Annotated in this window: 26 protein-coding genes and 1 riboswitch; of the genes, 19 read left to right on the top strand and 7 right to left on the bottom strand. The window is 68.7% G+C overall.

Annotated features, from left to right (window positions below):
* The first annotated feature begins 137 nt into the window (after positions 1-137).
* The 4 genes from D7I44_RS04745 to nagB are packed head-to-tail and all read left to right on the top strand — an operon-like array spanning position 138 to position 4,969.
* Positions 138-1,637 carry a glycoside hydrolase family 3 protein gene (locus tag D7I44_RS04745; RefSeq protein ID WP_120788432.1) on the top strand — a complete coding sequence of 500 codons (1,500 nt, stop codon included), beginning with the start codon at positions 138-140 and terminating at the stop codon, positions 1,635-1,637.
* Entirely contained in the window at positions 1,634-2,551 is a 918-nt protein-coding gene (locus D7I44_RS04740; RefSeq protein WP_120788431.1) for an ROK family protein, read from the top strand. Before D7I44_RS04745 ends, D7I44_RS04740 begins: the two co-directional genes overlap by 4 nt.
* Positions 2,548-4,176: a beta-N-acetylhexosaminidase gene (locus D7I44_RS04735; protein WP_120788430.1), complete on the top strand. Its 1,629-nt coding sequence runs from the start codon at positions 2,548-2,550 to the stop codon at positions 4,174-4,176. The genes D7I44_RS04740 and D7I44_RS04735 overlap by 4 nt, the downstream gene beginning before the upstream one ends.
* Positions 4,177-4,186: 10 nt before the next feature.
* Positions 4,187-4,969 (top strand): glucosamine-6-phosphate deaminase, encoded by a 783-nt coding sequence (nagB, locus tag D7I44_RS04730; RefSeq protein ID WP_120788429.1) that lies wholly within the window; start codon positions 4,187-4,189, stop codon positions 4,967-4,969.
* 145 nt (positions 4,970-5,114) lie between these two features.
* Here nagB and D7I44_RS04725 read toward each other — a convergent pair whose 3' ends face one another.
* Positions 5,115-5,828 carry an alpha/beta fold hydrolase gene (locus tag D7I44_RS04725; protein ID WP_120788428.1) on the bottom strand — a complete coding sequence of 238 codons (714 nt, stop codon included), beginning with the start codon at positions 5,826-5,828 and terminating at the stop codon, positions 5,115-5,117.
* A 53-nt stretch (positions 5,829-5,881) separates the two neighbouring features.
* On the opposite strand from D7I44_RS04725, the gene D7I44_RS04720 reads away from it, so the two are divergent.
* Complete coding sequence (locus D7I44_RS04720) at positions 5,882-6,298, top strand: MarR family winged helix-turn-helix transcriptional regulator (protein ID WP_120788427.1); 417 nt, start codon at positions 5,882-5,884, stop codon at positions 6,296-6,298.
* 15 nt (positions 6,299-6,313) lie between these two features.
* Here the strand turns inward: D7I44_RS04720 and nagA are convergent, their stop codons facing one another.
* Positions 6,314-7,477: an N-acetylglucosamine-6-phosphate deacetylase gene (nagA, locus tag D7I44_RS04715; RefSeq protein ID WP_120788426.1), complete on the bottom strand. Its 1,164-nt coding sequence runs from the start codon at positions 7,475-7,477 to the stop codon at positions 6,314-6,316.
* A gap of 18 nt (positions 7,478-7,495) precedes the next feature.
* A complete protein-coding gene (locus D7I44_RS04710) occupies positions 7,496-7,861 on the bottom strand; it encodes a YrdB family protein (RefSeq protein WP_120788425.1) in 366 nt (121 codons plus the stop codon).
* A 76-nt stretch (positions 7,862-7,937) separates the two neighbouring features.
* Here D7I44_RS04710 and D7I44_RS04705 point away from each other — a divergent pair, with 76 nt between their 5' ends.
* Together D7I44_RS04705 and D7I44_RS04700 are read left to right on the top strand one after the other, a co-directional pair.
* Entirely contained in the window at positions 7,938-8,165 is a 228-nt protein-coding gene (locus tag D7I44_RS04705; protein ID WP_120788424.1) for an antitoxin, read from the top strand.
* Positions 8,162-8,554 (top strand): type II toxin-antitoxin system VapC family toxin, encoded by a 393-nt coding sequence (locus D7I44_RS04700; RefSeq protein ID WP_120788423.1) that lies wholly within the window; start codon positions 8,162-8,164, stop codon positions 8,552-8,554. The genes D7I44_RS04705 and D7I44_RS04700 overlap by 4 nt, the downstream gene beginning before the upstream one ends.
* A gap of 33 nt (positions 8,555-8,587) precedes the next feature.
* On the opposite strand, the gene purU is transcribed toward D7I44_RS04700, so the two are convergent.
* Positions 8,588-9,442 (bottom strand): formyltetrahydrofolate deformylase, encoded by an 855-nt coding sequence (gene purU, locus D7I44_RS04695; RefSeq protein WP_120788422.1) that lies wholly within the window; start codon positions 9,440-9,442, stop codon positions 8,588-8,590.
* A 40-nt stretch (positions 9,443-9,482) separates the two neighbouring features.
* Here purU and D7I44_RS04690 point away from each other — a divergent pair, with 40 nt between their 5' ends.
* The 5 genes from D7I44_RS04690 (at position 9,483) to D7I44_RS04670 (ending at position 13,698) form a co-directional block, all read left to right on the top strand.
* Positions 9,483-10,457 carry an aldo/keto reductase gene (locus D7I44_RS04690; RefSeq protein ID WP_120788421.1) on the top strand — a complete coding sequence of 325 codons (975 nt, stop codon included), beginning with the start codon at positions 9,483-9,485 and terminating at the stop codon, positions 10,455-10,457.
* Between the two features lie 9 nt (positions 10,458-10,466).
* A riboswitch (ZMP/ZTP riboswitch) is annotated at positions 10,467-10,553 on the top strand.
* Positions 10,554-10,594: 41 nt separating this feature from the next.
* A complete protein-coding gene (glyA, locus tag D7I44_RS04685; RefSeq protein ID WP_120788420.1) occupies positions 10,595-11,866 on the top strand; it encodes a serine hydroxymethyltransferase in 1,272 nt (423 codons plus the stop codon).
* Position 11,867: 1 nt separating this feature from the next.
* A complete protein-coding gene (locus tag D7I44_RS04680) occupies positions 11,868-12,746 on the top strand; it encodes a bifunctional methylenetetrahydrofolate dehydrogenase/methenyltetrahydrofolate cyclohydrolase (RefSeq protein WP_120790796.1) in 879 nt (292 codons plus the stop codon).
* Positions 12,743-13,222, top strand: a complete 480-nt coding sequence (locus tag D7I44_RS04675) for a YbaK/EbsC family protein (RefSeq protein WP_120788419.1) — start codon at positions 12,743-12,745, stop codon at positions 13,220-13,222. The genes D7I44_RS04680 and D7I44_RS04675 overlap by 4 nt, the downstream gene beginning before the upstream one ends.
* Before the next feature lie 41 nt (positions 13,223-13,263).
* Positions 13,264-13,698 carry a hypothetical protein gene (locus D7I44_RS04670; RefSeq protein ID WP_120788418.1) on the top strand — a complete coding sequence of 145 codons (435 nt, stop codon included), beginning with the start codon at positions 13,264-13,266 and terminating at the stop codon, positions 13,696-13,698.
* 52 nt (positions 13,699-13,750) lie between these two features.
* Here the strand turns inward: D7I44_RS04670 and D7I44_RS04665 are convergent, their stop codons facing one another.
* The 3 genes from D7I44_RS04665 to D7I44_RS18055 are packed head-to-tail and all read right to left on the bottom strand — an operon-like array spanning position 13,751 to position 17,389.
* Positions 13,751-14,266 carry a gamma carbonic anhydrase family protein gene (locus D7I44_RS04665; protein ID WP_120788417.1) on the bottom strand — a complete coding sequence of 172 codons (516 nt, stop codon included), beginning with the start codon at positions 14,264-14,266 and terminating at the stop codon, positions 13,751-13,753.
* Positions 14,267-14,317: 51 nt separating this feature from the next.
* Entirely contained in the window at positions 14,318-15,841 is a 1,524-nt protein-coding gene (locus D7I44_RS04660; RefSeq protein WP_120788416.1) for a carboxylesterase/lipase family protein, read from the bottom strand.
* A gap of 60 nt (positions 15,842-15,901) precedes the next feature.
* Positions 15,902-17,389: an aminotransferase-like domain-containing protein gene (locus tag D7I44_RS18055; protein ID WP_162940057.1), complete on the bottom strand. Its 1,488-nt coding sequence runs from the start codon at positions 17,387-17,389 to the stop codon at positions 15,902-15,904.
* 150 nt (positions 17,390-17,539) lie between these two features.
* Between D7I44_RS18055 and D7I44_RS04645 the strand changes: the two genes are divergently transcribed.
* The 7 genes from D7I44_RS04645 (at position 17,540) to D7I44_RS04615 (ending at position 24,247) form a co-directional block, all read left to right on the top strand.
* Positions 17,540-18,556, top strand: a complete 1,017-nt coding sequence (locus D7I44_RS04645; RefSeq protein WP_162940056.1) for a Gfo/Idh/MocA family protein — start codon at positions 17,540-17,542, stop codon at positions 18,554-18,556.
* Positions 18,557-18,633: 77 nt separating this feature from the next.
* On the top strand, positions 18,634-20,016 hold the full coding sequence (locus tag D7I44_RS04640; protein ID WP_162940055.1) for an ABC transporter substrate-binding protein: 1,383 nt from the start codon (positions 18,634-18,636) through the stop codon (positions 20,014-20,016).
* A gap of 7 nt (positions 20,017-20,023) precedes the next feature.
* Complete coding sequence (locus D7I44_RS04635) at positions 20,024-20,941, top strand: carbohydrate ABC transporter permease (RefSeq protein WP_245980029.1); 918 nt, start codon at positions 20,024-20,026, stop codon at positions 20,939-20,941.
* On the top strand, positions 20,938-21,828 hold the full coding sequence (locus D7I44_RS04630) for a carbohydrate ABC transporter permease (protein ID WP_120788412.1): 891 nt from the start codon (positions 20,938-20,940) through the stop codon (positions 21,826-21,828). The genes D7I44_RS04635 and D7I44_RS04630 overlap by 4 nt, the downstream gene beginning before the upstream one ends.
* A gap of 77 nt (positions 21,829-21,905) precedes the next feature.
* Positions 21,906-22,775, top strand: a complete 870-nt coding sequence (locus D7I44_RS04625; RefSeq protein WP_162940054.1) for a sugar phosphate isomerase/epimerase family protein — start codon at positions 21,906-21,908, stop codon at positions 22,773-22,775.
* 16 nt (positions 22,776-22,791) lie between these two features.
* Entirely contained in the window at positions 22,792-23,193 is a 402-nt protein-coding gene (locus tag D7I44_RS04620) for a cupin domain-containing protein (protein ID WP_220093834.1), read from the top strand.
* A 49-nt stretch (positions 23,194-23,242) separates the two neighbouring features.
* A complete protein-coding gene (locus tag D7I44_RS04615; protein ID WP_120788409.1) occupies positions 23,243-24,247 on the top strand; it encodes a Gfo/Idh/MocA family protein in 1,005 nt (334 codons plus the stop codon).

Here is a 24,247-nt window from a genome sequence, read left to right as displayed (position 1 = left end):
ACCTGCCTTACAAACGAAAGTCAAGCGCGTCTTCATCACAACCAAATCTCGCCCATGTTTCAGTCATGTTGCTCTTTCCTGAGGTCGTTTCCGGCTCGTGTTGCGGGTCGGCAGATTCGTAAGCTTTACTAACAAACATGGCCTCGCCCTCCCGTTCAGAGATCCTCGGCACCCTGCTGCCGGGCTTCGTCGGCACCGAGCTGCCCGAGTGGCTCGGCACCCTGCTGCGAGAGGGGCTCGGCGGCGTCTGCCTGTTCGGCGGCAACATCGGAACCGGCGAGCAGACCGCCGCGCTCACCGCGGCGATCCTGGCCGAGAACCCCGACGCGGTCATCGCGATCGACGAGGAGGGCGGCGACGTCACCCGCCTCTACTACGACCGCGGCGCCCCCTATCCGGGCAATGCGCTGCTCGGCCGCATCGGCGACCTCGCGCTCACCGAGCGCACGGCGCGCGCCGTCGGGTGGCAGCTGCGCGAGGTCGGGGTGAACGTCACCTTCGCGCCGGACGCGGACATCAACTCGAACCCCGACAACCCCGTGATCGGCGTGCGCTCGTTCGGCACGGACCCCGACGTCGTCGCCGACCACGCGGCCGCGTGGGTCGGCGCGGTGCAGGCCACGGGAGTCGGGGCGGCGGCGAAGCACTTCCCCGGCCACGGCGACACCGCGCAGGACTCGCACCTCGCCCTGCCGATCGTCGACCGCTCGCTCGAGGAACTGCGCGAGCGTGAGCTCGTGCCGTTCCGTGCGGCGATCGAGGCGGGCACGGAGCTGATCATGACCTCGCACATCCTGCTGCCTCAGCTCGACGCGGTCCCCGCGACCATGAGCGCGCCCGTGCTGCAGGGGCTGCTGCGCGGCGAGCTCGGCTTCACCGGCGTGATCGTCTCGGACGCGCTCGACATGAAGGGCGCCTCGGGTGAGCTCGGCATCCCGGGCGCGGCGGCGCGTGCGCTCGCCGCAGGCGTCGACCTGCTCTGCATCGGCACCGACAACACCGCCGCCCAGCTGGAGGAGATCGCGGCGGCGATCGCAGCTGCGGTCGCGTCGGGTGCGCTCGATGGCGAGCGGGTGGCGGATGCCGCACGCCGCACCCGCCTGCTCGCCGGGCGCCTTCGCGCACGGGCCGCCACGGCGCCCCTGCCCGCGTCCCCGGTGCCCGAGCCGCAGTACGACCTCGATGAGATCACGCGCGGCTTCGACGTGTCGCCGTACGCCCGTGAGTGGATCGCTGCCGCAGACGGGCAGTATGAACTCGTGCGCATCGAGAGCGTGGCGAACATCGCCGTCGGCGAGGCCCCATGGGGGGTGGAATCCGATCTCGTTGTGATGCCTCCGATGGCTGAGGAGCCGCGCAGCGGCGTCTCGAAGCCTCCGGCCGCACGGGATCGTTTCGAGACGCGCGCTGACGCGGGCGCTTCAACGATCGGGCTGGTGATCATCGGCAAAGACCTGCACCGTCGCGCATACGCCCGCGACTACATCGATCGTGCGCGGGCCGAGCGTGGGGCATCCGTTCTCGTCGTGGACATGGGCTGGGCGGGCGATGACCGTGCGTATGCCGACGTCGCCACCTTCGGGGCGTCCCGACTGGCTGGCCAGGCGCTCGTCCATCTGCTCGGGGGAGTCGCATGAGGCTCGGGCTCGACATCGGCGGCACGAAGATCGACGCCGTCGCGCTCGGCGGCGACGACGCCGTGCTCTCGCGGGTGCGCGTCGCGACCGGCTTCGGCTCTGACGCCGTGGTGCGCAACGCACACGAGGCGGCGATTCAGGCGGCCGAGGCAGCGGGCGCGTCGGCTGCGGCACTGACGTCCGTCGGCATCGGCATCCCCGGCGTCGTCGACGCGCGGGCCGGCGTCGTACGGCACGCAGTGAATCTCGGCCTCGAGGAACTCGCTCTCGGCCGCGTCCTTTCCGAGCGCCTCGGTGCGTCCGTGCGCGTCGAGAACGACGTGAACGCGGCGTCACTCGGCGCCTACCACCTGCTCGGTCTCACCGCTTCGATGGCCTATCTCAACCTCGGCACCGGTGTCGCCGCGGGCTTCGTCAGCGACGGCGACGTGTGGCGCGGCGCGCGCGGCACGGCGGGCGAGATCGGGCACATTCCGATCGATCCGCACGGCATCAGATGCGCGTGCGGGCAGATCGGCTGCCTCGAGACGGTCGCGGGCGGCGGCTGGGTGGCGCGCAAGTGGGGCGGGGACGCCGCGTTTCCGGTGCTCGAGGTCTTCGACCGGGCGGATGCCGGCGACGAGCGCGCCCTCGCTCTGCGCTCCGAGCTGATCGGCGGCGCGGCGGCCGGCGTGCGCATCCTCATCCTCACCGCGGACGTCGAGACGGTCGTGATCGGCGGTGGCATCGCGAACCTCGGGGAGCGCCTGCTCGACCGGGTGCGGGCGAACCTCGACGAGCTCGCGCTCGGCTCGCAGTTCCTCAGCTCGCTCGAGCTCTCGTCGCGGGTGCGGCTCGTGCCACCCGGCAGCCCCGTGGCCGCCGTCGGCGCGGCGCTCGCCGGCGACATCGAGAACGCGCCGGTCGACGCATGACGACGGCGCTCCTTCCGCTGCCCGCGCAGGTGCACGAGCTCGTCGAGCCCGGCTTCCGGCTCGACGCGACCACCTCGATCGCGGCGCCCGACGTGCTGCGCGACGAAGCGGACTGGCTGCGCTCGGCGCTGCGCGCGGCGACAGGGCTGCCGTTGCACGAAGCCGGCGACGCGGCCGCGGCCGCCATCGTCTTCGCGCTCGATGAGGGGATCGGGGCCGAGGCCTACCGGCTGACGACGTCGGTTGCGGGCATCCGCATCGTCGCCGGTGATGCAGCCGGCGCCTTCTACGCCGCGCAAGCCGTTCTGCAGCTGCTGCCACCCGCCGTCTACCGGCGCGCCCGTGTGACGGGCGTCGACTGGGTGCTGCCCGCCGTCTCGCTCGCGGACGCCCCGCGGTTCGGCTGGCGCGGCGCGATGCTCGACGTCGCGCGGCACTTCATGCCGAAGCACGACGTGCTGCGCTTCATCGACCTGCTCGCGGCGCACCGGTTGAACGTGCTGCACCTGCACCTCACCGAGGACCAGGGGTGGCGCATCGAGATCCTGCGCTACCCGCGACTGACCGAGGTCGGCGCGTGGCGCGCGCAGTCGCAGGTCGGGGCCGGCCCCGACGCGGTGTTCGACGGTCGGCCGCACGGCGGCTTCTACACGCAGGACGATCTGCGCGAGATCGTCGCCTACGCCGCCTCGCGCCACATCGACGTCGTGCCCGAGATCGACGTGCCCGGCCACTCGCAGGCCGCGATCGCCGCCTACCCGGAGCTCGGCGTCACCGGCGAGCAACTCGAGGTGTACACCCGCTGGGGCATCAATCCGAACGTCCTCAACATGGAGGAGGCGACGGTGCGGTTCTACCAGGGCGTCCTCGACGAGGTCATGGCGATCTTTCCGAGCCGCTTCATCGGCGTCGGCGGCGACGAGTGCCCGAAGGACCTCTGGGAGTCCGATTCGCGCACGCGCGAGCTGATGGCCGAGCGGGGGCTCACGACGGGGGAGGAGCTGCAGACATGGTTCATCCGCCGCCTCGACGAGCACCTGACCGCCAGCGGCCGCAGACTGTTCGGCTGGGACGAGGTGCTCGAGGGCGAACTCGACCAGAGCGCCGTCGTCGCGTCGTGGCGAGGCAGCCGCGGCGCGGTCACCGCGGCGCGCCGCGGCCACGACGTCGTGCTCTGCCCCGATGACAGCGTGTACCTCGACTACCGTCAGTCGGATTCGCCCGACGAGCCGATCCCCGTGTCGATCGTGCTCACCGTCGACGACGTCTACGCATTCGAGCCGGTGCCGGCCGAGCTCACAGCAGAGCAGGCGGCGCACGTGCTCGGCGGCCAGGCGAACATCTGGACCGAGCACATGGATTCCCCGCGCACCGTCGACTTCTTCGCGTTCCCGCGGCTCGCCGCGCTGGCCGAGGTGCTCTGGTCGAGCGCGCCGAAAGACCTCGCCGGGTTCCGCGCGCGGCTCACGCACCACCTGCTGCGCCTCGACGCGCTCGGCGTGGAGTACCGGGCCGACAGCGGGCCCAAGCCATGGCAGCGCCGGCCCGGCATCGCCGGACGGCCCAGCACGCGCGAGCAGCGCGCGCAGTACATGGATTCCGTCACCGCCAACATCGCCGACTGAGGAGGCGCCTGTGGAGATCGTGATTCTGCCGTCTGCGGCCGAGGTGGGCCGGGTGGCGGCATCCGTCGTCGCCGAGGTCGTGGTGCGCAAGCCCGAGGCCGTCCTGGGCTTGGCGACCGGTTCATCGCCGCTCGCGATCTACGAAGAGCTCGCGAGGCGGGCGGATGCCGGCGAGCTCGACTTCTCACGCGTGCGCGGCTTCGCGCTGGACGAGTACGTGGGCCTCGACTACGGGCACCCCGAGAGCTATCACGCGGTCATCGACCGCACGGTGACCCGGCCGCTCGGGCTCGCCCCGGCGCTCGTCGCCGTGCCCGACGGGTTCGCCGCGGACCTCGCGGCGGCGTGCGCCGCGTATGAGGCGGCCATCGACGCGGCGGGAGGCATCGACGTGCAGATCCTCGGCATCGGCGGCAATGGGCACATCGGGTTCAACGAACCGACCTCGTCACTGGCCTCGCGCACCCGCATCAAGACGCTGACGCCGAAGACGCGAGAAGACAACGCGCGCTTCTTCGATTCGCCAGAGGCGGTGCCGACGCACTGCGTCACGCAGGGGCTCGGCACGATCCTGCGCGCCCGCCGCCTCGTGCTCGTCGCGCAGGGCGAGAACAAGGCGGAGGCGATCGCCGCCGCGGTCGAGGGGCCGCTGTCGGCATCCTGCCCCGCCTCGGTGCTGCAGCTGCACGAGCACGCCACCGTGATCATCGATGAGGCCGCCGCGTCGCGACTGCGCAATGCCGACTACTATCGCTACACCTGGGCCAACAAGCCCGCCTGGCAGCGATACTAAACGCGTGCCGGTGCCCGGTCGTCGAAAAGTCATCCTCGGCGCGCGCTTCGGCGGACTTTCTGACGACCGGCTGGGTTCGTCGGACCCCGGTCGTCACCAAGCCATTCGCGGCCGTCCCATTCTGTGACTAATCGACGACTGGTGGTCAGGCGGCGAGGAACGCGTCGATCTCGGCGTAGAGGGCCGCCGGGTTCTCGAGCTGGGGAAGATGGCCCGCCTCGGGGATGAGAGCAAAGCGAGCGCCCGGGATCGCAGCGGCGAAGGCGCGACCGTAGTCGGGCGTGACCACGCCGTCGGATTCGCCCCACGCCACCAGCGCGGGCACGGCGATCGCGCCCAGCCGCTCGTTCAGGGTCGCGTCGCGCAGCTCGCCCGTGACCGCGGCGAGCGCGGCCTGGTTGCCGCGCACGATCGCGAGGGACTCGGGCGTCGGCGGTGGTACGACGAGCTTCGACGGGTCGTGGAAGCTGAACTGCGCGATCTGCTGCGGGGCGAGCCCCGAGATGTCGCGTGCGGGGTGCTCGGGCACCTCGACGCCGACCGCGTCGACCAGCACGATGGCGCGCACGAGCCCTGCGGTGTCGGCGAGTGCCATCTCCGCGGCGATCCAGCCGCCGAGGGAATTGCCGATCACGACGACGCCGGTCTCGCCGGCATCCGCCAGCTCGTCGAGGAAGTGGGCGGCAAGCGCGCGCGGGCTGTCGAGTCGCTCGGGTCGCGGTGTCCCGTTCCAGCCCGGGAGCGTCGGTGCGAGCACACGGCCGAGCCCGGCGAAGCGCGCCGCGATCGGTGCGACAGTGGCGGGGCCGCCGCCGCCGTGGAGAACGAGGAACGTGGTGTCTGCTGGGGTCTCGGTCATGGCTGCGACGCTATATCAACATATTTATATACGCAAGCTGATATCGTACGGTCATGCGAGTCACCCCCCAGACCACCGGCCGCGTGCTGAAGCGCGCGCAGTACCGCAACCACCGCGCGGCCGACCGCGCGCTCGCAGCGATCGGCACCACCCTCGTGCAGTGGGACGCGCTGCGGGCGATCGACGAGGCGCCGTCGTCATCGGCGCATGCGCTCGCGGTGGCGACGTTCCAGAGCGATCAGTCGTTCGGCACGCTGGCCGCGCGCCTGGTCGCGCAGGACCTGATCGAGCGCGCGCCCGGCCGCGGGCGGCGCGTCGAGCACCGGCTGACGGATGCCGGCAAGCGGATGCTCGCTGCGGGTCAGGCCGTCACGGCCGAGGTCACCGCGCGCTCGTTCGCCGAGCTGTCCGCCGCCGAGCTCGGGACGCTGCACGCCCTGCTCGAGCGCGTCGGGGTCCCCGTCGACTGACGCAGCGGCACAGCCTCAGGCGAGTTTCGTGCCGGCGCCCCACACGCCGCACACCGACCACTCATGATCGAGCAGCACGGCGTCGGCGGCGAACCCCGGGGCGAGCAGGCCGAGGCGGTGCTCGAGACCGAGCGCGCGCGCCGGCACCGCGGTGAGCGCGGCGACGGCGTCGACCGGCGACAGCCCGGCGAGCTCGATCGCGTTGCGCAGCGCGACGTCGAGCGTGAGCGTGGACCCCGCGATCGAGCCGAGGGACCCGTCGGATTCCTGCAGCCGAGCCACCCCGCCCACGACGGCCACGTCGAGTGAGCCGATCTTGTAGGCGCCGTCGGGCGAGCCGGTGGCTGCCATCGCATCGGTGATCAGGGCGATGCGCCCGGGCGCCGCGCCGAACGCGAGCTTCGCGACCGGCGGTGCGACGTGCACTCCGTCGAGGATCAGCTCGACGGTCACGCGTGGGTCTTCGAGCGCGGCGACGACGGGCCCCGGCGCGCGGTGCCCGATTCCCGGCATCGCGTTGAAGGCGTGGGTCAACAGGCGGGCGCCGCGGTCGAAAGCGTCCGCCGCCTGCTCGAACGTGGCCTCGGTGTGCCCGACTGCCACCTGCACGCCGGCCTCGACGAACACGTCGATCGCCTCCAGTGCGTTCTCGCGCTCGATCGCGAGCGTGATCTGCCGCAGCGTGCCGCGCGCGGCGGCGATGAGGCGTTCGACCGCGGCCGGTGACGGGTCGATCAGGAACTCGGGGTTGTGTGCGCCCTTCCGCTCGGCCGCGAGGAACGGCCCCTCAAGGTGCGAGCCGAGCACGAGCTCGTCCTCCGCGACGAGGTCGGCGACGGCGGTCAGCGACTCGCTCAGCTCGTCGACGGGGTTCGCGACCAGGCTGATCACCGAGCGCGTCGTGCCGTGCGCGCGGTGCACGGCGAGGGCCTTCGAGATGGCGTACGCCCCGTCGTCGAAGGCGAAGCCGCCGGCGCCGTGCCCGTGCAGGTCGACGAATCCGGGCACCAGGTGCCGGCCGTGGGCGTCGACGACGGACGACGTAGCCGATGCCCGTGTGCGCCAGCCCTCGCCGGACCCGGTCGCGGTGATCGTGCCGGCGTACGCGGCGAACCAGAACCCGTCGATCTCGCCTGCTGCGTCGATCTTGCGGGCGGAGTGGACGACGAGCTCTGTCATGCTCGCCAGGCTAGCGAGTTAGAACTCGCGGCGGTTCACGATCAGCCCTGTGGTGAGGGCGACGAGGGTGAAGACGCCGAAGATGATCCACTGGTGCATGTCGGCCCAGGCATACGCCGCGGTTCCCATCACCAGGATCTCGACGAGAGCCTTGACGAACGGGTCGACCGCGAGCACCGCCTTCGGCGCGCGGAACAGGCCCCACAGCACGATCGCGAGCACCGGCGCCCCGATGCCGACGATGATGTTCAGCCAGAACGGGAACGTCGAGAAGCCCCAGATGCCGAGCGTCACGATCGCGAACACCTCACAGAGGAAGCGGAGGGCGTCGACGACGCCGATCTGAGGCTGCTGCGGCTGTTCGGCGGCGGGGCGTGCGGTCACTGCTCAAGGGTATCGGCGGCCTGGTCACGGAATGGTGAGAGTCACGCGGATGCTTGCAGAGTGCTAGCCTTGGGGGATGGGGACGCTCTATATCCGTGGTGTCGACAGTGCCGCGATCGACGTGCTCAAGGCGCGCGCTGCCGCTGCGGGAATGTCGCTCTCCGCCTATGTCGGCGGCGAGCTCGCCAAACTCGCCGCGCGCCCGACCAATGCTGAGCTCGCCGAGCGGCTGTGGTCGCAGAGTCGCCCCGACGGGCTGACAACCGATGAGATCGTGGAGGCGGTGCGGGCCAGTCGGCGATGATTGTCATCGACGCGTCGGCCGCGATCGAAATGCTGCTGGGGCGAGACCCTGCGGTCGAGCTCCGCGACGCCGTCGCCGGTGAGGTCGCCGCGCCACATCTGCTGGACGTCGAGGTGGCCTCGGTGCTGCGTGGTCTTGACCTCGGCTCGAGATTCCCGACGGGAACCCTGAATGAGGCAAAGCTCAGCTATGGCTCGTTCGTCATCCGGCGCTATGAGTTCGTCCTCCTTGCCGATCGCGTATGGGCGCTCAGGCACAGCTTCACCAGCTACGACGCCTGCTATCTTGCGCTCGCCGAGGCTCTCGACGCAGAGCTGTTCACGTGCGATCGGAAGCTCGCGGCCGGCAACCACGGGGCGCGTGTCCGCGTCCTTCCGCGAACAGCCTGACTCCGGCCGGGGACGCGCGCCTGCAGCATCCGCCTATCGGAAGATGATGGTCCGTGCCCCGTCGAGCAGCACGCGCTGCTCGCTGAACCACTTGACGGCCTGGCGCAGGGTGCGCGACTCCTCGTCCTGCCCGGTCGCCATCAGCTGCGCGGGCGTCGCCGTGTGGTCGACGCGTACGACGTTCTGCTCGATGATCGGGCCCTCATCGAGGTCCGATGTGACGAAGTGCGCGGTCGCGCCGATCAGCTTCACGCCACGCGCGTGCGCCTGCCGATAGGGGTTCGCGCCCTTGAACCCCGGCAGGAACGAGTGGTGGATGTTGATCGCGCGCCCCTCGAGCGCTGCGCACAGCTCGGGCGACAGGATCTGCATGTACCGCGCGAGCACCACCAGCTCGATGCCGTGCTTCTCGACCTCGGCGAGAACGCGCGCCTCGAAAGCGGCCTTCGATGCGGCATCCGTCACCGCCATCGACTCGAACGGCACACCGTGGAACTCGACGAGCTCGCGCAGGTCGGGGTGGTTCGCGAGCACGAGCGGCACGTCGAGCGCGAGATGGCCCGAGCGGGTGCGGTACAGCAGGTCGCCCACCGCATGGCTCGCCGTCGACGCGAGGATCAGCGTCTTCGTCGGTCGGCCCACGACGTCGAGGTGCCAGTCGAGCTCGAAGCGCGCGATGGCGGGCGCGAGCGCGGCTTCGAATTCCGAACGGGCGACGGATGCCTCGACCTGAAGCCGCATGAAGAAGCGCCCGGTGTCGGCCGAGGCGAACTGCTGGCTCTCGGTGATGTTGCCGTGCGCGGCGACGATCGCGCCGCTGACGGCGTGCACGATGCCCGGCCGGTCGACGCAGACGAAGGTGAGCACCCAGTGGGTGGGCGAGGTCATGGCCTCAAGAGTATCGGCGCGCTGTGCCAGGCTGGCTGATATGGACTACGTGAAGCTCGGCAGCACCGGACTGGAAGTCAGCGCGATCACCCTCGGGTGCATGAGCTTCGGGGAGCCCGCGGCGGGCGGCCACCAGTGGGCGATCGGCGAAGAGGCGTCCCGCCCGCTCATCAAGCAGGCGCTCGAGGCCGGCATCACCTTCCTCGACACCGCGAACACCTACTCGGGCGGCACGAGCGAAGAGATCGTCGGCCGCGCGCTCAAGGACTTCGCGAAGCGCGACGAGATCGTGCTGGCGACCAAGGTGTTCATGCGCATGCGCCCGGGCCCCAACGGCGGCGGCCTGTCGCGCGGGGCCATCCTCACCGAGATCGACAACTCCCTGCGCCGCCTCGGCACCGACTATGTCGACCTCTACCAGATCCACCGCTGGGACCCGACGGTGCCGATCGAAGAGACCATGGAGGCCCTGCACGACGTGGTGAAGGCGGGCAAGGCGCGCTACATCGGGGCATCCTCGATGTGGGCGTGGCAGTTCGCGCAGGCGCAGTACACGGCAGAGCTGAACGGGTGGACCCGCTTCGTCTCGATGCAGGACCACTACAACCTGCTCTATCGGGAAGAGGAGCGCGAGATGCTGCCGTTCTGCGCCGACCAGGGCGTCGGCGTCATCCCGTGGTCGCCGCTCGCGCGCGGCAAGCTCACCCGCGACTGGGAAGAGTCAACCAAGCGCAACGAGACCGACCGCCTGCTGAACGAGAACAACGTGTACGTCGACGGCGATCAGCAGATCGTCGAGCGGGTGGCATCCGTCGCCTCTGATCTCGGCGTGCCGCGCGCGCAGGTCGCGCTCGCCTGGCTGCACCACAAGCCCGTCGTCACCGCCCCGATCTTCGGCGCCACGAAGGCGCAGCACATCACCGACGCGGTCGCGTCGCTCGACATCGAGCTGAGCGACGAGCAGATCGGATTCCTGGAGGAGCCGTACCGCCCCCATGCTGTGGCCGGGTTCTGATTGATAGCATTGCCTCGTCGCGACTGGCGTTGAGGTGGGCCACCACCGGGGAGCGACGCTGACCTACGGATTCGGCCGTACGCCTGGGCCGATACGGATCCCCCGTGCGCCCTCCGTTGTGTCAGAAAGGCTTCGCCATGGTCGATAACTTCAATGCGCCTCTCTCCGAGGTCGATCCTGAGATCGCCGAGGTGCTGCGCCTCGAGCTCGGGCGTCAGCGCGACTACCTCGAGATGATCGCCAGCGAGAACTTCGTTCCGCGCGCCGTGCTCGAGTCGGCCGGCTCCGTTCTCACCAACAAGTACGCAGAGGGCTACCCGGGGCGCCGCTACTACGGCGGCTGCGAGTTCGTCGACATCGCCGAACAGCTCGCCATCGCTCGCGCGAAGGAGCTCTTCGGCGCCGAGTACGCCAACGTGCAGCCCCACTCGGGGGCCTCGGCCAACGCCGCGGTGCTCTCGGCGATCGCCACCCCCGGTGACACGATCCTGGGCCTCGAGCTCGCCCACGGCGGCCACCTCACCCACGGCATGAAGCTCAACTTCTCGGGCAAGCTCTACAACGCCGTCAGCTACGGCGTCGACCCCGAGACCTTCCTCGTCGACATGGACGTCGTGCGCGACAAGGCGCGCGAGCACCGCCCCGCCGTCATCATCGCCGGCTGGTCGGCCTACCCGCGTCAGCTCGACTTCGCCGCATTCCGCGAGATCGCCGACGAGGTGGGTGCGAAGCTCTGGGTCGACATGGCGCACTTCGCCGGCCTGGTCGCCGCCGGCCTGCACCCGAGCCCTGTGCCGTACGCCGACGTCGTCTCGTCGACCGTGCACAAGACGATCGGCGGACCCCGCTCGGGCTTCATCCTGAGTCGCGACACCGCCCTCGCGAAGGCGCTCAACTCGAACGTGTTCCCCGGCCAGCAGGGCGGCCCGCTCATGCACGTCATCGCTGCGAAGGCGACGGCGTTCAAGCTCGCCGCGACCGACGAGTTCAGAGAGCGCCAGGTGCGCACCATCTCGGGCGCCAAGCTGCTCGCCGAGGCGCTGACCTCCGAGGAATCCCGCGCCGCTGGCGTCAACGTCCTCACGGGCGGTACCGACGTGCACCTGGTGCTCGCCGATCTGCGCGCGAGCGAGCTCTCCGGTCAGGAGGCCGAGGATCGCCTCCACGAGGTCGGCATCACCGTCAACAAGAACTCGGTGCCGTTCGACCCGCGCCCGCCGATGGTCACCTCCGGCATCCGCATCGGCACGCCTGCGCTCGCGACGCGCGGCTTCGGCGACGCCGAGTTCGCCGAGGTGGCCGACATCATCGCGAAGGCGCTGCGCCCCGATTACGACCCGTTCGCGCTGCGCGCTCGCGTGCAGAAGCTGACGGATGCCTTCCCGCTGTACCCCGGTCTGGAGTACTGAGCTGAGCGCGATTCGTCTTGACGGCGTCGCGACTGCGGCGGCCATCAAAGGCGAATTGGCGTCGCGGGTCGAGGCGCTTCGGGCACGCGGCATCCGCCCGGGTCTTGCCACCCTGCTCGTCGGCGGCGACCCTGCATCGGTGTCGTACGTCACGGGGAAGCACCGGGACTCGGCCGAGATCGGCGTGGAGTCGATCAAGGTCGAGCTGCCTGGGACCGCGTCGATGGCGGATGTCGAACGGGCGATCGCTGAGCTCAACAGCGCCCCCGAGGTCACGGGCTACCTCGTGCAGCTGCCACTGCCGGCGGGCCTCGACGAGCATCGAGTGCTGGAACTGATCGACCCTGCGAAGGACGCCGACGGGCTGCACCCGCGCAATCTCGGTGAACTGGTGCTGGGCGTCGACGGGCCGATCGCGACGCCGCTGCCGTGCACACCGAACGGGGTTCTCGAGCTGCTGCGGCGCTACGAGGTGCCGATCGCGGGCCGGCACGTGGTCGTGATCGGGCGCGGCCTGACCGTCGGGCGTCCGCTCGGGCTGCTGCTCACCAGGAAGGGCGTCGACGCGACCGTGACACTGACCCATTCGCGCACGCCCGATCTCGCGGCCGAGGCACGCCGCGCGGACATCGTCGTGGCGGCCGTCGGCGTGCCGGGGCTCGTGACGGCCGACTGGGTGAAGCCGGGCGCCGCGGTCGTCGATGTCGGCATCTCGCGTGTCGGCGTGACCGAGTCCGGGCGCGCCAGGCTCGCGGGCGACGTCGCGCCCGAGGTGTGGGACGTCGCCGGCTGGGTGTCGCCCGTGCCCGGCGGTGTGGGCCTCATGACGCGCGCGATGCTGCTCGAGAACCTGGTCGCGGCGGCGGAAAGGCAGGCATGAACACCGAGCATCCCGCCGTCGAGAGAGTGCGGGCCGCGCTCGCCGCTCGCGGGCTCACGCCCGAGATCACCTGGTTCGAGGTCGGCACGCCGACCGCGACCGCTGCCGCCGAGGCACTCGGCACGACGGTCGGCGCGATCGCCAACTCGCTGGTGTTCACGCTCGATGGCGAGCCGATCCTCGTCATGACGAGCGGTGCGCATCGCGTCGACACCGCATGGTTGGGCGAGCGGCTCGGCGGCACGATCGAGCGCGCGTCGAAGGACGTGGTGAAGGATGCGACGGGCCAGACCATCGGCGGGGTGGCGCCGGTCGGGCATCCGTCGCCGATTCGCACCTTCGTCGATCGCTCGCTCGCGCAATACGACGTGCTCTGGGCGGCCGCGGGCCACGCGCACACGGTCTTCCCGCTGAGCTACGCCGAGCTGGTCGCCATCACCGGCGGCACCGTCGTCGACGTCACCCCTGGGGTCTGAAGACTCATGCGCTGCGCGCCGCGCGCTTCTAGCATGCGAGCATGAGTGATCTGCGGCTCGAGAACCTCGCCGCCCGGGTGCTGATCGTCGTCGGCGTCTTCAACGCGGCGTCGGCGTTCGGTGGGGGAGCGCCCCTGATCGTCCGATCCGATGGCACCGCGATGGGCATGCCGTTGTCGCTGCTCGACGGCACGCCGTTCTCGTCGTTCCTGTGGCCGGGCATCGTGCTGTTCGTGGTCGTGGGCGGCATGCAGACGCTCGCCGTGATCGCGCAGCTGAGGCGCTCCCGCTGGGCGGCGCCGACGGCCGCGGTCGCCGGGTTCGGGCTCGCGATCTGGATCTTCGTCGAGGTGCTGCTGCTCGGCGGGTTCACGGTGCTGTACGTGCTCTACTTCGGCACCGCGCTGCTGCAGCTGGCCGCGCTGTTCGTCACGCTCGGGCTGCTTTCGCACATCCGCGCACGGCCGCGGGTGTGAAAGGTACGCTCGTCGGTTAACGAGCGTGCGGATCGCACCCGCCGCGGCTCGCCTAGAGGGCGGCGTAGAGCTTCGCGCGCTCGGCGTAGTGCGCGGCATTCAGGCGGATGCCTGACACCTCGGCATCCGTCAGCTCTCGGCGCACCTTCGCGGGCACCCCGGCGACCAGCGACCGGGGCGGCACCACGGCGCCTTCGGTGACCAGCGCGCCGGCCGCGACCAGCGAGCCGGCTCCGATCACCGCGCCGTTCATGATCGTCGCGTGCATGCCGACGAGCACATCGTCTTCGATGGTGCAGCCGTGCAGAACCGCGCTGTGGCCGACCGAGACGCCTGCGCCGATCGTGAGCGGCTTGCCCGCGTCGACGTGGCAGGCGACCAGATCCTGCAGGTTCGAGTCTGCGCCGAGGGTGATCGGCTCGTTGTCGGCGCGCAGCACCGCGTTGAACCACACACTCGAGCCCTCGCCCAGGGTGACGGCGCCGATGAGCGCGACACCGGGGGCGACGTAGGCCGCCGCGCTCTCGTCAGGGGAGCCGATGGGTAGCGTGAGGCGTGTCTCGCTCATGCTTACTTCCTACCAGCCGCATCGGTGCTCGTGCGCAGGTACCGCGGGCGGTCACGCCAGGCGCGGCACGTTCTGAGCACGGAAGAACAGCCGTAGCGCACCGCGCGGGTCGGATTCCAGATGGCTAGGGGCATCGAAGACCATCGTCAGCCTTTGCGGCCAGTACGGGCGCCAGCTCTCGCCTCGCGCGGTCTGTAGTTCCTCCCCGCGAGCGAACGCCGCCCAGAGCGCCGACATCTCGTCGGCGAGGCTCTGAGGCGGCTGGCCGCCCAATGTGCTCTGCAGTCGCGCGTGGTCGAGTTGGTCGAAAACGAAGGGGATTTCCAGTGAATGCGTCGAGCCGGCGCTGCCCCGCCACGTGAACAGATACGAGAACGTCCGGCCGGCGCTGCCGCGACGTGCATCGAGTAGCCGATTGGAGGGCTGGCGCTGATGCCGGTCCGTCAGGTACGCCGACATGGCTTGCGCGCCGGTCGGTAGAATACCGGTCTCGGCTTCCACGGCCTTCACGTAGTCGTCCGGTTGGGCTTCCGAGCCGAGGTCGTCGGCCACAAGCTGCGCGAGCGTCTCAGGAAGCTCCGCGAGGCGCTCTTCGGACCAGTCCAGTGGAACGACCTGCGTCTGCTCGTCGAGATTCGTCCCGACGAGCACATCGGTCGCCGAGTGGGAGCCGCGCTTGACGCATCGGAAGGGCAGATCTTCGAGCCATACGCCGTCGATGGTGGGCTGAATCGTGGCTTGGAATCCGACGCGGCCGAGGTGGCGCTGGGCGACCAGCTCTTGCTGCGCGCGGAGCAGCTCATCCACGGGCATCGAGAGCAGCGCATCGGCGCGTGCGTCGTGAAGACCGAGCAGCGCCAGCAACTCGGCGGTGCGCGCTCGTGCCTCGCTGAGTGGCTGCGCGCGCTCCGCGGTTCCGCTTTGGATGATCGCGCGACGGAAGAGTCCCTCCGTCGAGCGCATCGCGAGAAGGGTCGATACGGCTGCGCCGCCTGCGGACTGCCCGAACACAGTGATGTTGCCCGTGTCGATTCCGAGGGCATCGGCGTGGGTGCGCACCCAGCGGATTCCGGCGATGATGTCGAGCAGCGCGAGGTTTGCCGAATCCTGGAATTCCGGACCGAGAAGGTGATCGAGGGCCAAGAACCCCAAGACGCCGAGCCGGTAGTTCAGGGACACGACAGCGATGCCGTGACGCGCGGCCAGAGTCGCCCCGCTTGTCCCTGGTTGCGCGTTCGAACCGAACTGGAACCCGCCACCATGGATCCAGATCATGGCCGGCATACCCTCTGCTCCCGACGTCGGACGCCAGACGTTGAGGTTCAGGCATTCCGCCTCGTCGGTCCAGGGCGCCTTTCCGGCGAGCGGTGGCTGCGGGCATGCCGGGCCGTAGTTCGACGCCTCGACGACATCGGAGCTACGAGGCGGCTGGCATGGCGGCTTGAAGCGCTCGGCGACGGCATAGCGGACGCCGAGGAATTCATCGACGGCCCCGTACGGCGTGAGCGCGCGGCGCCCTCGGACGGAACCGGGGCGAAGCTCGAGCAGCGGCTCCGGGCCAGGCGGCGTCGTCATCCGGATAGCGTCGCGGCTCCGGCGCCCATCGAGCAAGGGCCAATGTTGTGGAATTGGCCTCTATGTGCGAATTGGCGCGAACGGGATGGGTTCCGGCTGCAGGGTCGAATACGCCTCCCAGGCGCGGGCAAGACGTCCGACACCGGCGTTCATCGTGGCGAAGTCGACACCGTAAGGCAGCCGTGTGCAGTCGCGGCCGCTGCTGGGCGAAAAAACCGATCCGGGCAGGATCGCGACTCCGTAGCGCAGCGCAACTTGCGAGAAATAGGTCGCGTCCGCGGTCGGCAGGGTGACCCAGAGCGAGGCTCCGCCTCGGGGCGGTGTCCACGACCACTGACTGAGATTCTCGCCCAGCAGCGTCGTCAGTTGCTCGAGGCCGCGCAGCAACTGCTTCCTGCGATCGCGGGCGACCTCGTCCCGATGTTCGAGGAGGCGGATGGAGATCTGCTGGCTGATCAGCGAGGTGCCGAGGTCGGTGAGTCCCTTGATCTGCCCGAAGCGGGCGATTGTGCGGCGTGATGCGCGAATCCACCCGATGCGGAGCCCGGCCCAGAACAGCTTGCTCATCGACCCGATCGTGATTACTTCGGCTGATGTGTCGATGGCTGCGAGAGGCGGATGCTCCAGACCGTCAAACTCGGTGCCCGAGAGCGCGGTGTCCTCGACGACGATGGCCCCGTAGCGTTCGGCGATGCGCAGGATCTGTCGCCCGCGCTCGATCGAGGGCGTCGCACCTGTGGGGTTCTGCACGCACGATTGCACGTACACGAGGCGTACGTCCGAGGTCTGCGCAATCCTGGAAAATCCGGCTGGATCAGCACCTCTCTCGTCAGAGGCGACCGCAGTGACGTGGCAGTCCGCGTGCGCGAAGGCTTCGAGGGCACCCCGATAGGTGGGATCCTCGACTACGACGTGATCCTGCGGACGCAGGCAGCCCCTGACTATGAGCTCGAGCGCCTGCTGGGCGCCGCTCGTGATGAGAATCTGGTCGGACTCTGTCGGTGCGCCCGCGGCGGTATAGAGCTCGGCGATGCGTTTGCGAAGCTCTGGAAGGCCGCCGGGGTGGTAGCTCTGGTGCCGTGACGTGAGGGCGCGGTAGTCATCCTCCGTGACGGACGCCGCGACCTCCGCAATGAGCGGCAGCTGGGGAAGCACAGCGGAGACGAAATCGATGGTCGACGCGGACTCGGTCAGGAAGACGTCGGCGGCATGGTCACCGACGAGGTTTCGCGCCGAGACCACTTCCCGGGTCCGCCGGCCGTCGGAGGACAGCACGACTCGCGTGCCGCTTCCCTGCTGGCGTTCGAGCCGGCCGTCCTCGACGAGGGTGCGATACGCGCTGACGACGGTCGTTCTGCTGACGGAGAGCACATCGCTGAGGGCGCGCTCGGGCGGAAGTGTCGCACCTCCGGGTAGTTCGCCCAGATCGATCAGTTTGCGAAGGGCGAGGCTAAGACGCCGATGCAGCGGACCGTCGGCGTCGGTCCATTGAAGCAACATGAGCGCCAATTTCTCTGCCGAGTACTTGTTTGCGATGTCAGAGTCCAATCTGCAGCGAAATGGCTATGGAACCACACGCCAAATCGCTGCCAATGTAGCCATACCCAATTCCGCTACGCAAGGCCACTTATCGCGTTGCGTCCCGTGCACAACGTTGTCCCGGACTGCGGCGCACGGCTAGACCAGGAGGACCCAAAGGTGGATTCGTCCCGCATTCGGCTCGGACTTGTAGGCGCCGGCTCGCACGCTCGTCGCAACATCCTGCCGGCGATCACTTTTCTGCCTGCGCAGATCGTGGCGATCGCCGACACGGACGCGGCCCGAGCTGGCGCGGTCGCGAGCGAGTACGGCGCGAGAGCCTTCTCCGATGCCATGACGATGTACGAATCGGGCGAGATCGACGCGGTGCTCCTGTGCGTGTCGCCCAACGCTCATCCCGACCTCGCGATCCAGGCCTTCGGCGCGGGGCTGGACGTCTGGTCCGAGAAACCGGCGGCCACGGCATCCGCCGACGTCGAGCGGATGATCGCCGCCCGTGGCGACCGCGTCGGCATGGTCGGCTACAAGAAGGCGTTCATGCCGGCGGTGTCGAAGGCGATCGAGTTGCTCGGCCGCGACGACGAGGGCCCGCTGCGGAGCGCGCTCGGCCTCTATCCCGTGCAGTTGCCTTATTTCGCCGAGCCCCCGTTCCCTGTGACCGGGTGGCTGACGAGCGGATGCCACCCGGTGTCGCTCCTGCGAGCCGTTGGCGGCCCCGTCGTCTCAGTGACCTCGCACCGCGATAACGGCGGCGGTGGCGTCTGCATCATGCGCCACGCGAGCGGCGCTCTGACCAACCTGCACCTCTCGCTCGGCGCGCCGAAGTTTCAGCCGTGTGAGCGCTACCTCTTCGTCACCGACCGACACAGCATCGAGATCGACAACGGCCGCAGGCTGACCTTCCAGCGGGGCTTCGACGTCGCCTACGACGAGGACTTCACCTTCGCGCCCCCCGGCCTCGACGGCGGGGCAATCGTCTGGGAGGCGCAGGACACCATGGCGACGATGCAGGGGAAGTCCGAGGTCACGCAGGGCATCTACAACGAACTGCTCGCCTTCTGCACTGCGGTGAGGACGCGCGAGAACCCTGCGGTCGGAAGCCTCGAGTTCGCCCTCGACGTGACCCGTATCTACGAAGCGGCGCTGCTGTCCGACGGCACGCCCATCAGTCTCTGATCCGCGTGGCGGCCGTGACGGCCGCCACGCATTCGCACCCCCAACAACCTGAATGGCACAAGACCAACGGAGGCAAAGTGTCCACATTCACCACCAGCCGCAGAGAGCTGCTCAAGCTCGGCGGCATCGCAGCACTCGGCACCATCACGGCGACCACGCTCGCGGCGTGCGCGTCGGGCAGCACCGCCAGCGCCACGGGCGCGCCTATCCAGTTCTGGCGTGCGTTCGACAACACCACCCAGGGCAATTGGTACACGAAGAACTTCATCGACGTCTACAACAAGAACAACAAGCCGGGCGTCGACCTCATCGTCAAGCAGCAGCCAACGATCGACCAGAATCTGCAGGTCGCTCTGACGGCCGGGCACGCGCCCGACATCGTGCACTCCGGCGGCGCGCCGTACGTCCTCGCCTACTCGAAGTCCGGCTACCTGGCGAATCTCGACGACTACGCCAAGCAGTACAAGTGGGACACGGTCTTCCAGAAATGGGCCATCAACTCGTCGCTCGATTCAAAGGGCCACCTCTACGGCCTTCCGACGGCATACAACTCGGTCGTTATGTTCTACAACCCGGACACCTTCAAGAAGCACGGCTGGAAGTATCCGACGAACAAGGACGAGTTCGAGTCGATCATGAGCGATGCCAAGAGCAAGGGGATGCTTCCGCTTGCAGCAGGCAACGCCGAGAAGCCGGTCGCGACGGGCTGGTACTTCTCCGGGCTGCTGAATGCCATCGTCGGCCCGCAGGCGCTGTACGAGGCACTCACGGGCAAGCGCCAGTGGACCGACCAGGTGTTCGTCGACGCCGTCGCGCAGATCCAGGACTACTCGGACAAGGGGTGGTTCGGCGGCGGCCCGCAGACCTACTCGACCCTGAAGTTCGGCGATATGTACACGAAGCTCGCCAACGGCGAGGCCGCGATGCTCATCATGCTGTCGTGGGCATTCGAGACCCTTCCGCCGTACTTCGGTTCGGCGGCCGGCAACAACGCGACGTATGAGTGGAAGGCGATCCCGCCCCTCGGCCCCGACACCCCCGACGACCTGTACATCCTCGCCATCGGCGAGAGCCTGTCGATCAACAAGAAGTCGGCAGACCCCGACAAGGCAGCCGCCTTCCTCAACTGGAGCATGGACCCGAAGCGCCAGATGGTCGGGCTCGCCAACGTCGACCTGCCCGTCGCACCCGTCGTCGTGAACATCGCCGACGCGCCGAAGAACATCGACAAGCACGTCGCGCAGTTCTACTCGGCGCTCAGCGAGACGAAGACCGTCGGCTACGGCAGCTGGTGCTCGTTCCCGCCGAAGTGCCACGACTACGTGAACACGGAGATGCAGAAGGTGCTCTTCAGCCAGATGACGCCGACGGACTTCTGGTCGGGGTTCCAGACGCTGTTCAAGCTGGAGTTCGCACAGGGCCAGGTTCCGCCCGTCGCCGAGCCGACCGCCGAGCGCTAGGAGACGCATGACGACGAGCAAAGCCGAACTCGTGCGCGCCGCACGCCCGAGCGCCAGGCCGCAGGCCCGAGCGAGCCGCATGGGAAGACGAAGAGCGATCTGGGCCACCGCGTTCATCGTTCCGCTGCTGGTGGTGAACGTCTGCGTGATCGCGGGCCCTGGCCTCATGAGCGTGTACTACTCGATGACCGACTGGCAGGGCTTCGGTCCGGCGAACTTCATCGGCTTCGCCAACTACGTGCGCATGTTCGGCGATGCGGACTTCCTCACGGCGCTCCTGCACAACCTCATCTGGACGGCCATCTTCCTGGTCGTCCCGATGGGGATGGCGCTCCTCGGCGCCTACCTGCTCTCGCGGCTCCGCCGCTTCGCGACGCTGTTCCGGGCGCTTTACTTCATCCCGTACATCGTCGCGAGCGTCGTGAGCTCGACCATCTGGAGCAGCCTGCTCGCGGGAAGCGGCATCGGCTCGGTCATCGGGATCAACTTCCTGGGGAATCCGTCGACCGCCCTGCCTGCCGTCGCCGTCGCGAACGTGTGGACCCGCTGGGGATTCCTCGCGGTGATCTTCTTCGCGGCGATGCAGTCCGTCAACCCGTCGCTCTACGAGGCGTCGAGCCTCGACGGCGCGAGCACGATGCAGCAGTTCTTCCACGTCACGCTGCCGTCGATCAGACCGACGCTGATGTTCATGGGGCTGATGAGCGTGATCTGGTCGTTCCTTGTCTTCGACTGGATCTACATCATGACCCAGGGCGGACCGGCGGGATCGACGGAGGTCTTGAGCACACTGCTCTACCGCGAGGCGTTCACGAGCCAGGAGGCGGGCTACGCATCCGCCATCGGCGTCGTGCTCGCGCTCATCTCGGGCGTGATCGTCGGCGGCTACCAATTCCTGCGAGCGCGAAAGGGCTGGGACATATGAGCGCATTGACGGCGAGCGGCAGGGGCGTCGTGACGACCGACGCCCAGCGCACTCGGAAGCGCAAGGCGCCCGGAGCGATCAATCCGATCTACTACGTGATCCTCATCGCGCTCGTCGCGTTCTCGATGGGGCCGATCGTGCTGTCCCTGTTCGCGGCGCTCAAGACGCAAAGCCAACTGGCGGCCGACCCGCTCGGCCTTCCGACGAGCCCGCAGTGGGGCAACTTCCTCGTCGCGTGGACTCAGGCGAACATGGCTGCCGGATTCCTGAACAGCATCATCATCGTCGGCGGCACCGTCATCGGCGTGAGTGTCATCGCCGGCCTCGCCGCCTACGCGATGGCGCGTCTCGACCTGCCGTTCAGCGGCGGCTTCATGGGCTACCTGCTGGTCAGCAGTGCCCTGCCGATCCAGCTCTTCCTGGTGCCGCTGTTCTTCCTGTGGACGAAGCTCGGGCTCTACGACACGCAGATCGGGCTGATCATCATCTACTGTGCGACGCTGAGCCCGTTCGCCACCCTGCTGCTGCGATCGTTCATGATCTCGATCCCTCGCGACTTCGACGACGCCGCGCGCATCGACGGTGCGGGCGAGCTGCGGGTGCTGTTCCGCATCGTGCTGCCGATCGCGTGGCCGGGATTCCTCACCATCGCGCTCATCACCGCGCTGGACGCCTACAACGAGTTCCTTCTGGCGCAGACCTTCATCCAGTCGCCGGACAAGATGCCGGTGTCGATCGCCCTGTACTCGTTCCGCGAAGGGTTCAGCCAGAACTACGTGCTGATCAGCGCCGCGGGCTGGCTGATGCTGCTGCCGATGTTCGTGCTGTTCCTGATCCTGCAACGACGTTTCGTCGACGGCATCTCCGCGAGCGGGCTGACCGGATGAGCGCAGCCACCGACCATGGCGCCGGCCCAGCAGGCCGTCCGCCCGCCCATTCACTCACAACAATCACGAGGAGCACGATGAGCCGCATCTCCATCACGAATTCGGTATTCGGAAGCGACGCGATCGCGTCTCTCGAACTGCAGCAGGCGGTCGGAGTGACCGATCTCGACCTGAAGGACGGGCTGTTCGGCCGCACCGTGGTCGACCTCGGCCCCGACGAGGCGCGTCGCATCGCAGAGCGGTCGGAGCAGCTGGGGCTCAACCCCTACAGCATGTCGACGACGTTCTTCGACGACGAGATCGCGAAGGGGGAACAGCATTTCCGCGAGCAGTTCCTTGACCGCGTCGGGGCTGCGATCGAGGTCGCCTCAATCGTGAAGCCCGACGTGATCCGCCTGATGGCGGCCCAGGCCGCGGGACGGCAGAGCGGCGCTCCGTTGATCGACTATCTCGACGACGGCTTCGACTGGGTCATCCCCGCGTATCGCGAGGCGATCGGGCGTTTCGGCGACGCCGGCTTCGGCGTCGTCATCGAGAACGAGGTGGGCGCTTCGATCTGCAGCTCGCCCGCCGACGTGCTCGCCCTCTTCGACGCGATCGCCGACGCGGGGCCCGTGTCGTTCACGTGGGACATCCAGAACATGTGGGAGACCGGGCACTTCCCGTCGCTCGAGGTGTTCGAGCAGCTGCGCCCCGTGATCGGCTACGTCCACGTCAAGGGCGGCGCGATGGTCGACGGCGTGCTGCACAAGGCCTCTCTGCGCGATGCCGACTGGCCGGTGCTCGACATCGTCCGGGCGGTTCACGTCAGCGGGGTGAGCCCGGTGATCTGCGTGAATCCGTGCCACGGCCGGACGCCGACCGGATACAACGGCATCGCTGTGGCTCTCGATGACATCAGGTTCGTGGCCGAAGCGACGGAGTCCGCCGTCGCAGTGGCCGCCTAGGCGAAGGAGAAGAAGCGTGACGATTGCGAAGAGCCAAGAGGGAGAGGGCGCCGTGTCCGGCAAGAGTGCGGTGGTGGTCCCGGCAGCCGAAGGCAAAGTCGAGGTCCAGCCGTGGGGAAAGCTCGTGTGGTTCGTCTCCGGCCCGCAGGAGAGCTCGGAGACGATGACCGTCGGGCGGTGCTACATCTCGCCGAACCAGCAGAACGGGCGCCACTACCACCCGAACTGCGACGAGGTGCTGCACGTCCTTCAGGGCGAGATCGAACACAGCGCCGGCGACGAGCGAGTGATCATGCGCGCCGGCGACACGATCAGCATCCCGGCGAAGGTGATCCACAACGCACGCAATCTTGGCGCAGAAGAGGCCGTGATGGTCATCTCCTTCTCGTCGCCGTACCGCGAGGCCATCGGGGAATGACCCGATTCGACCCCACCAACGAACTACAGATGAGGAAACAGCGACAGCCATGAAGATCGGATTCATCGGAGCGGGCAACATCGCACGGGCACACGGCGCCGCGCTCAAGCAGGTGGAGGGTGTGACCCTCGCGGGCACCTTCGACCCGAGCCGGCCGACCCTTGAGAGGTTCGCAGCCGACTTCGAGTGCGCGGCGTTCGAGTCGACGGAGGCGCTGTTCGACGCGGTCGACGCGGTCTACGTCCTGACGCCGCCCAAGGCGCACCACAACCCCGTCATCGACGCCATCGAGCACGGCAAGCCCGTGCTCTGCGAGAAGCCGATCACCACCGATCTCATCGAGGCGCGGAACATGGTCGAGACGGCGGAGAAGGCCGGCGTGCTCTTCGCCATGGGCTTCAACAACCGGGCGCGGCCGCAACTGCGCTGGCTGCGCGACGGTGTGGCAGACGGACGGATCGGCAGTGCGCTGTCGTGCTGGATCCGGCGCCTCGGATACAGCCGGCTCGACCCGGGCAGCAACTGGCGCACCAGCGCAGGCGCGCTCGCCGGCATGACGATTCAGTCCATCTCGCACGACATCGACATGCTGCGGTTCGTGGTCGGCGAGATCACGACGGTGAGCGCGCAGATCGCGTCGTCGATGCCGGAGGTTGAGGGCTACGACGACAACCTGAGCGCGACGGTGGCGTTCGAGTCGGGCGTGGTCGGGAACATTCACGCCAGCTGGTCCTCGCACCTCGGCAGCGGCAGCCGCGGAGTGGTGGGAACCGAGGGCACGATGTCGATCGAAGGCCCCGGGCTCTGGCCGATGACGCGCACCCGATTCGCCCGCCTCGGCGACACGACCGAGCATGTCGAGGAGTACCCGCGTGCGACGGCTGAATACATGGGCTACGTGGGCGTCGGCGAAGCGTTCCTCAAGGCGGTCGTCGACGGCTCCGCACCGCTCTCCACGGGCCGCGACGGGCTGCGCGCCCTCGAGGTGTCGCACGCGCTGCTGCGGTCGGCCGCCACGGGGCAGTTCGTCGACTCGCGCACGATCGAGCCCTGA

Source organism: Gryllotalpicola protaetiae, from assembly GCF_003627055.1.
Taxonomy (GTDB): domain Bacteria; phylum Actinomycetota; class Actinomycetes; order Actinomycetales; family Microbacteriaceae; genus Gryllotalpicola; species Gryllotalpicola protaetiae.
The sequence above is the reverse complement of the archived record's forward strand: the minus strand, read 5'-3'. Positions and strand labels throughout refer to the sequence as shown.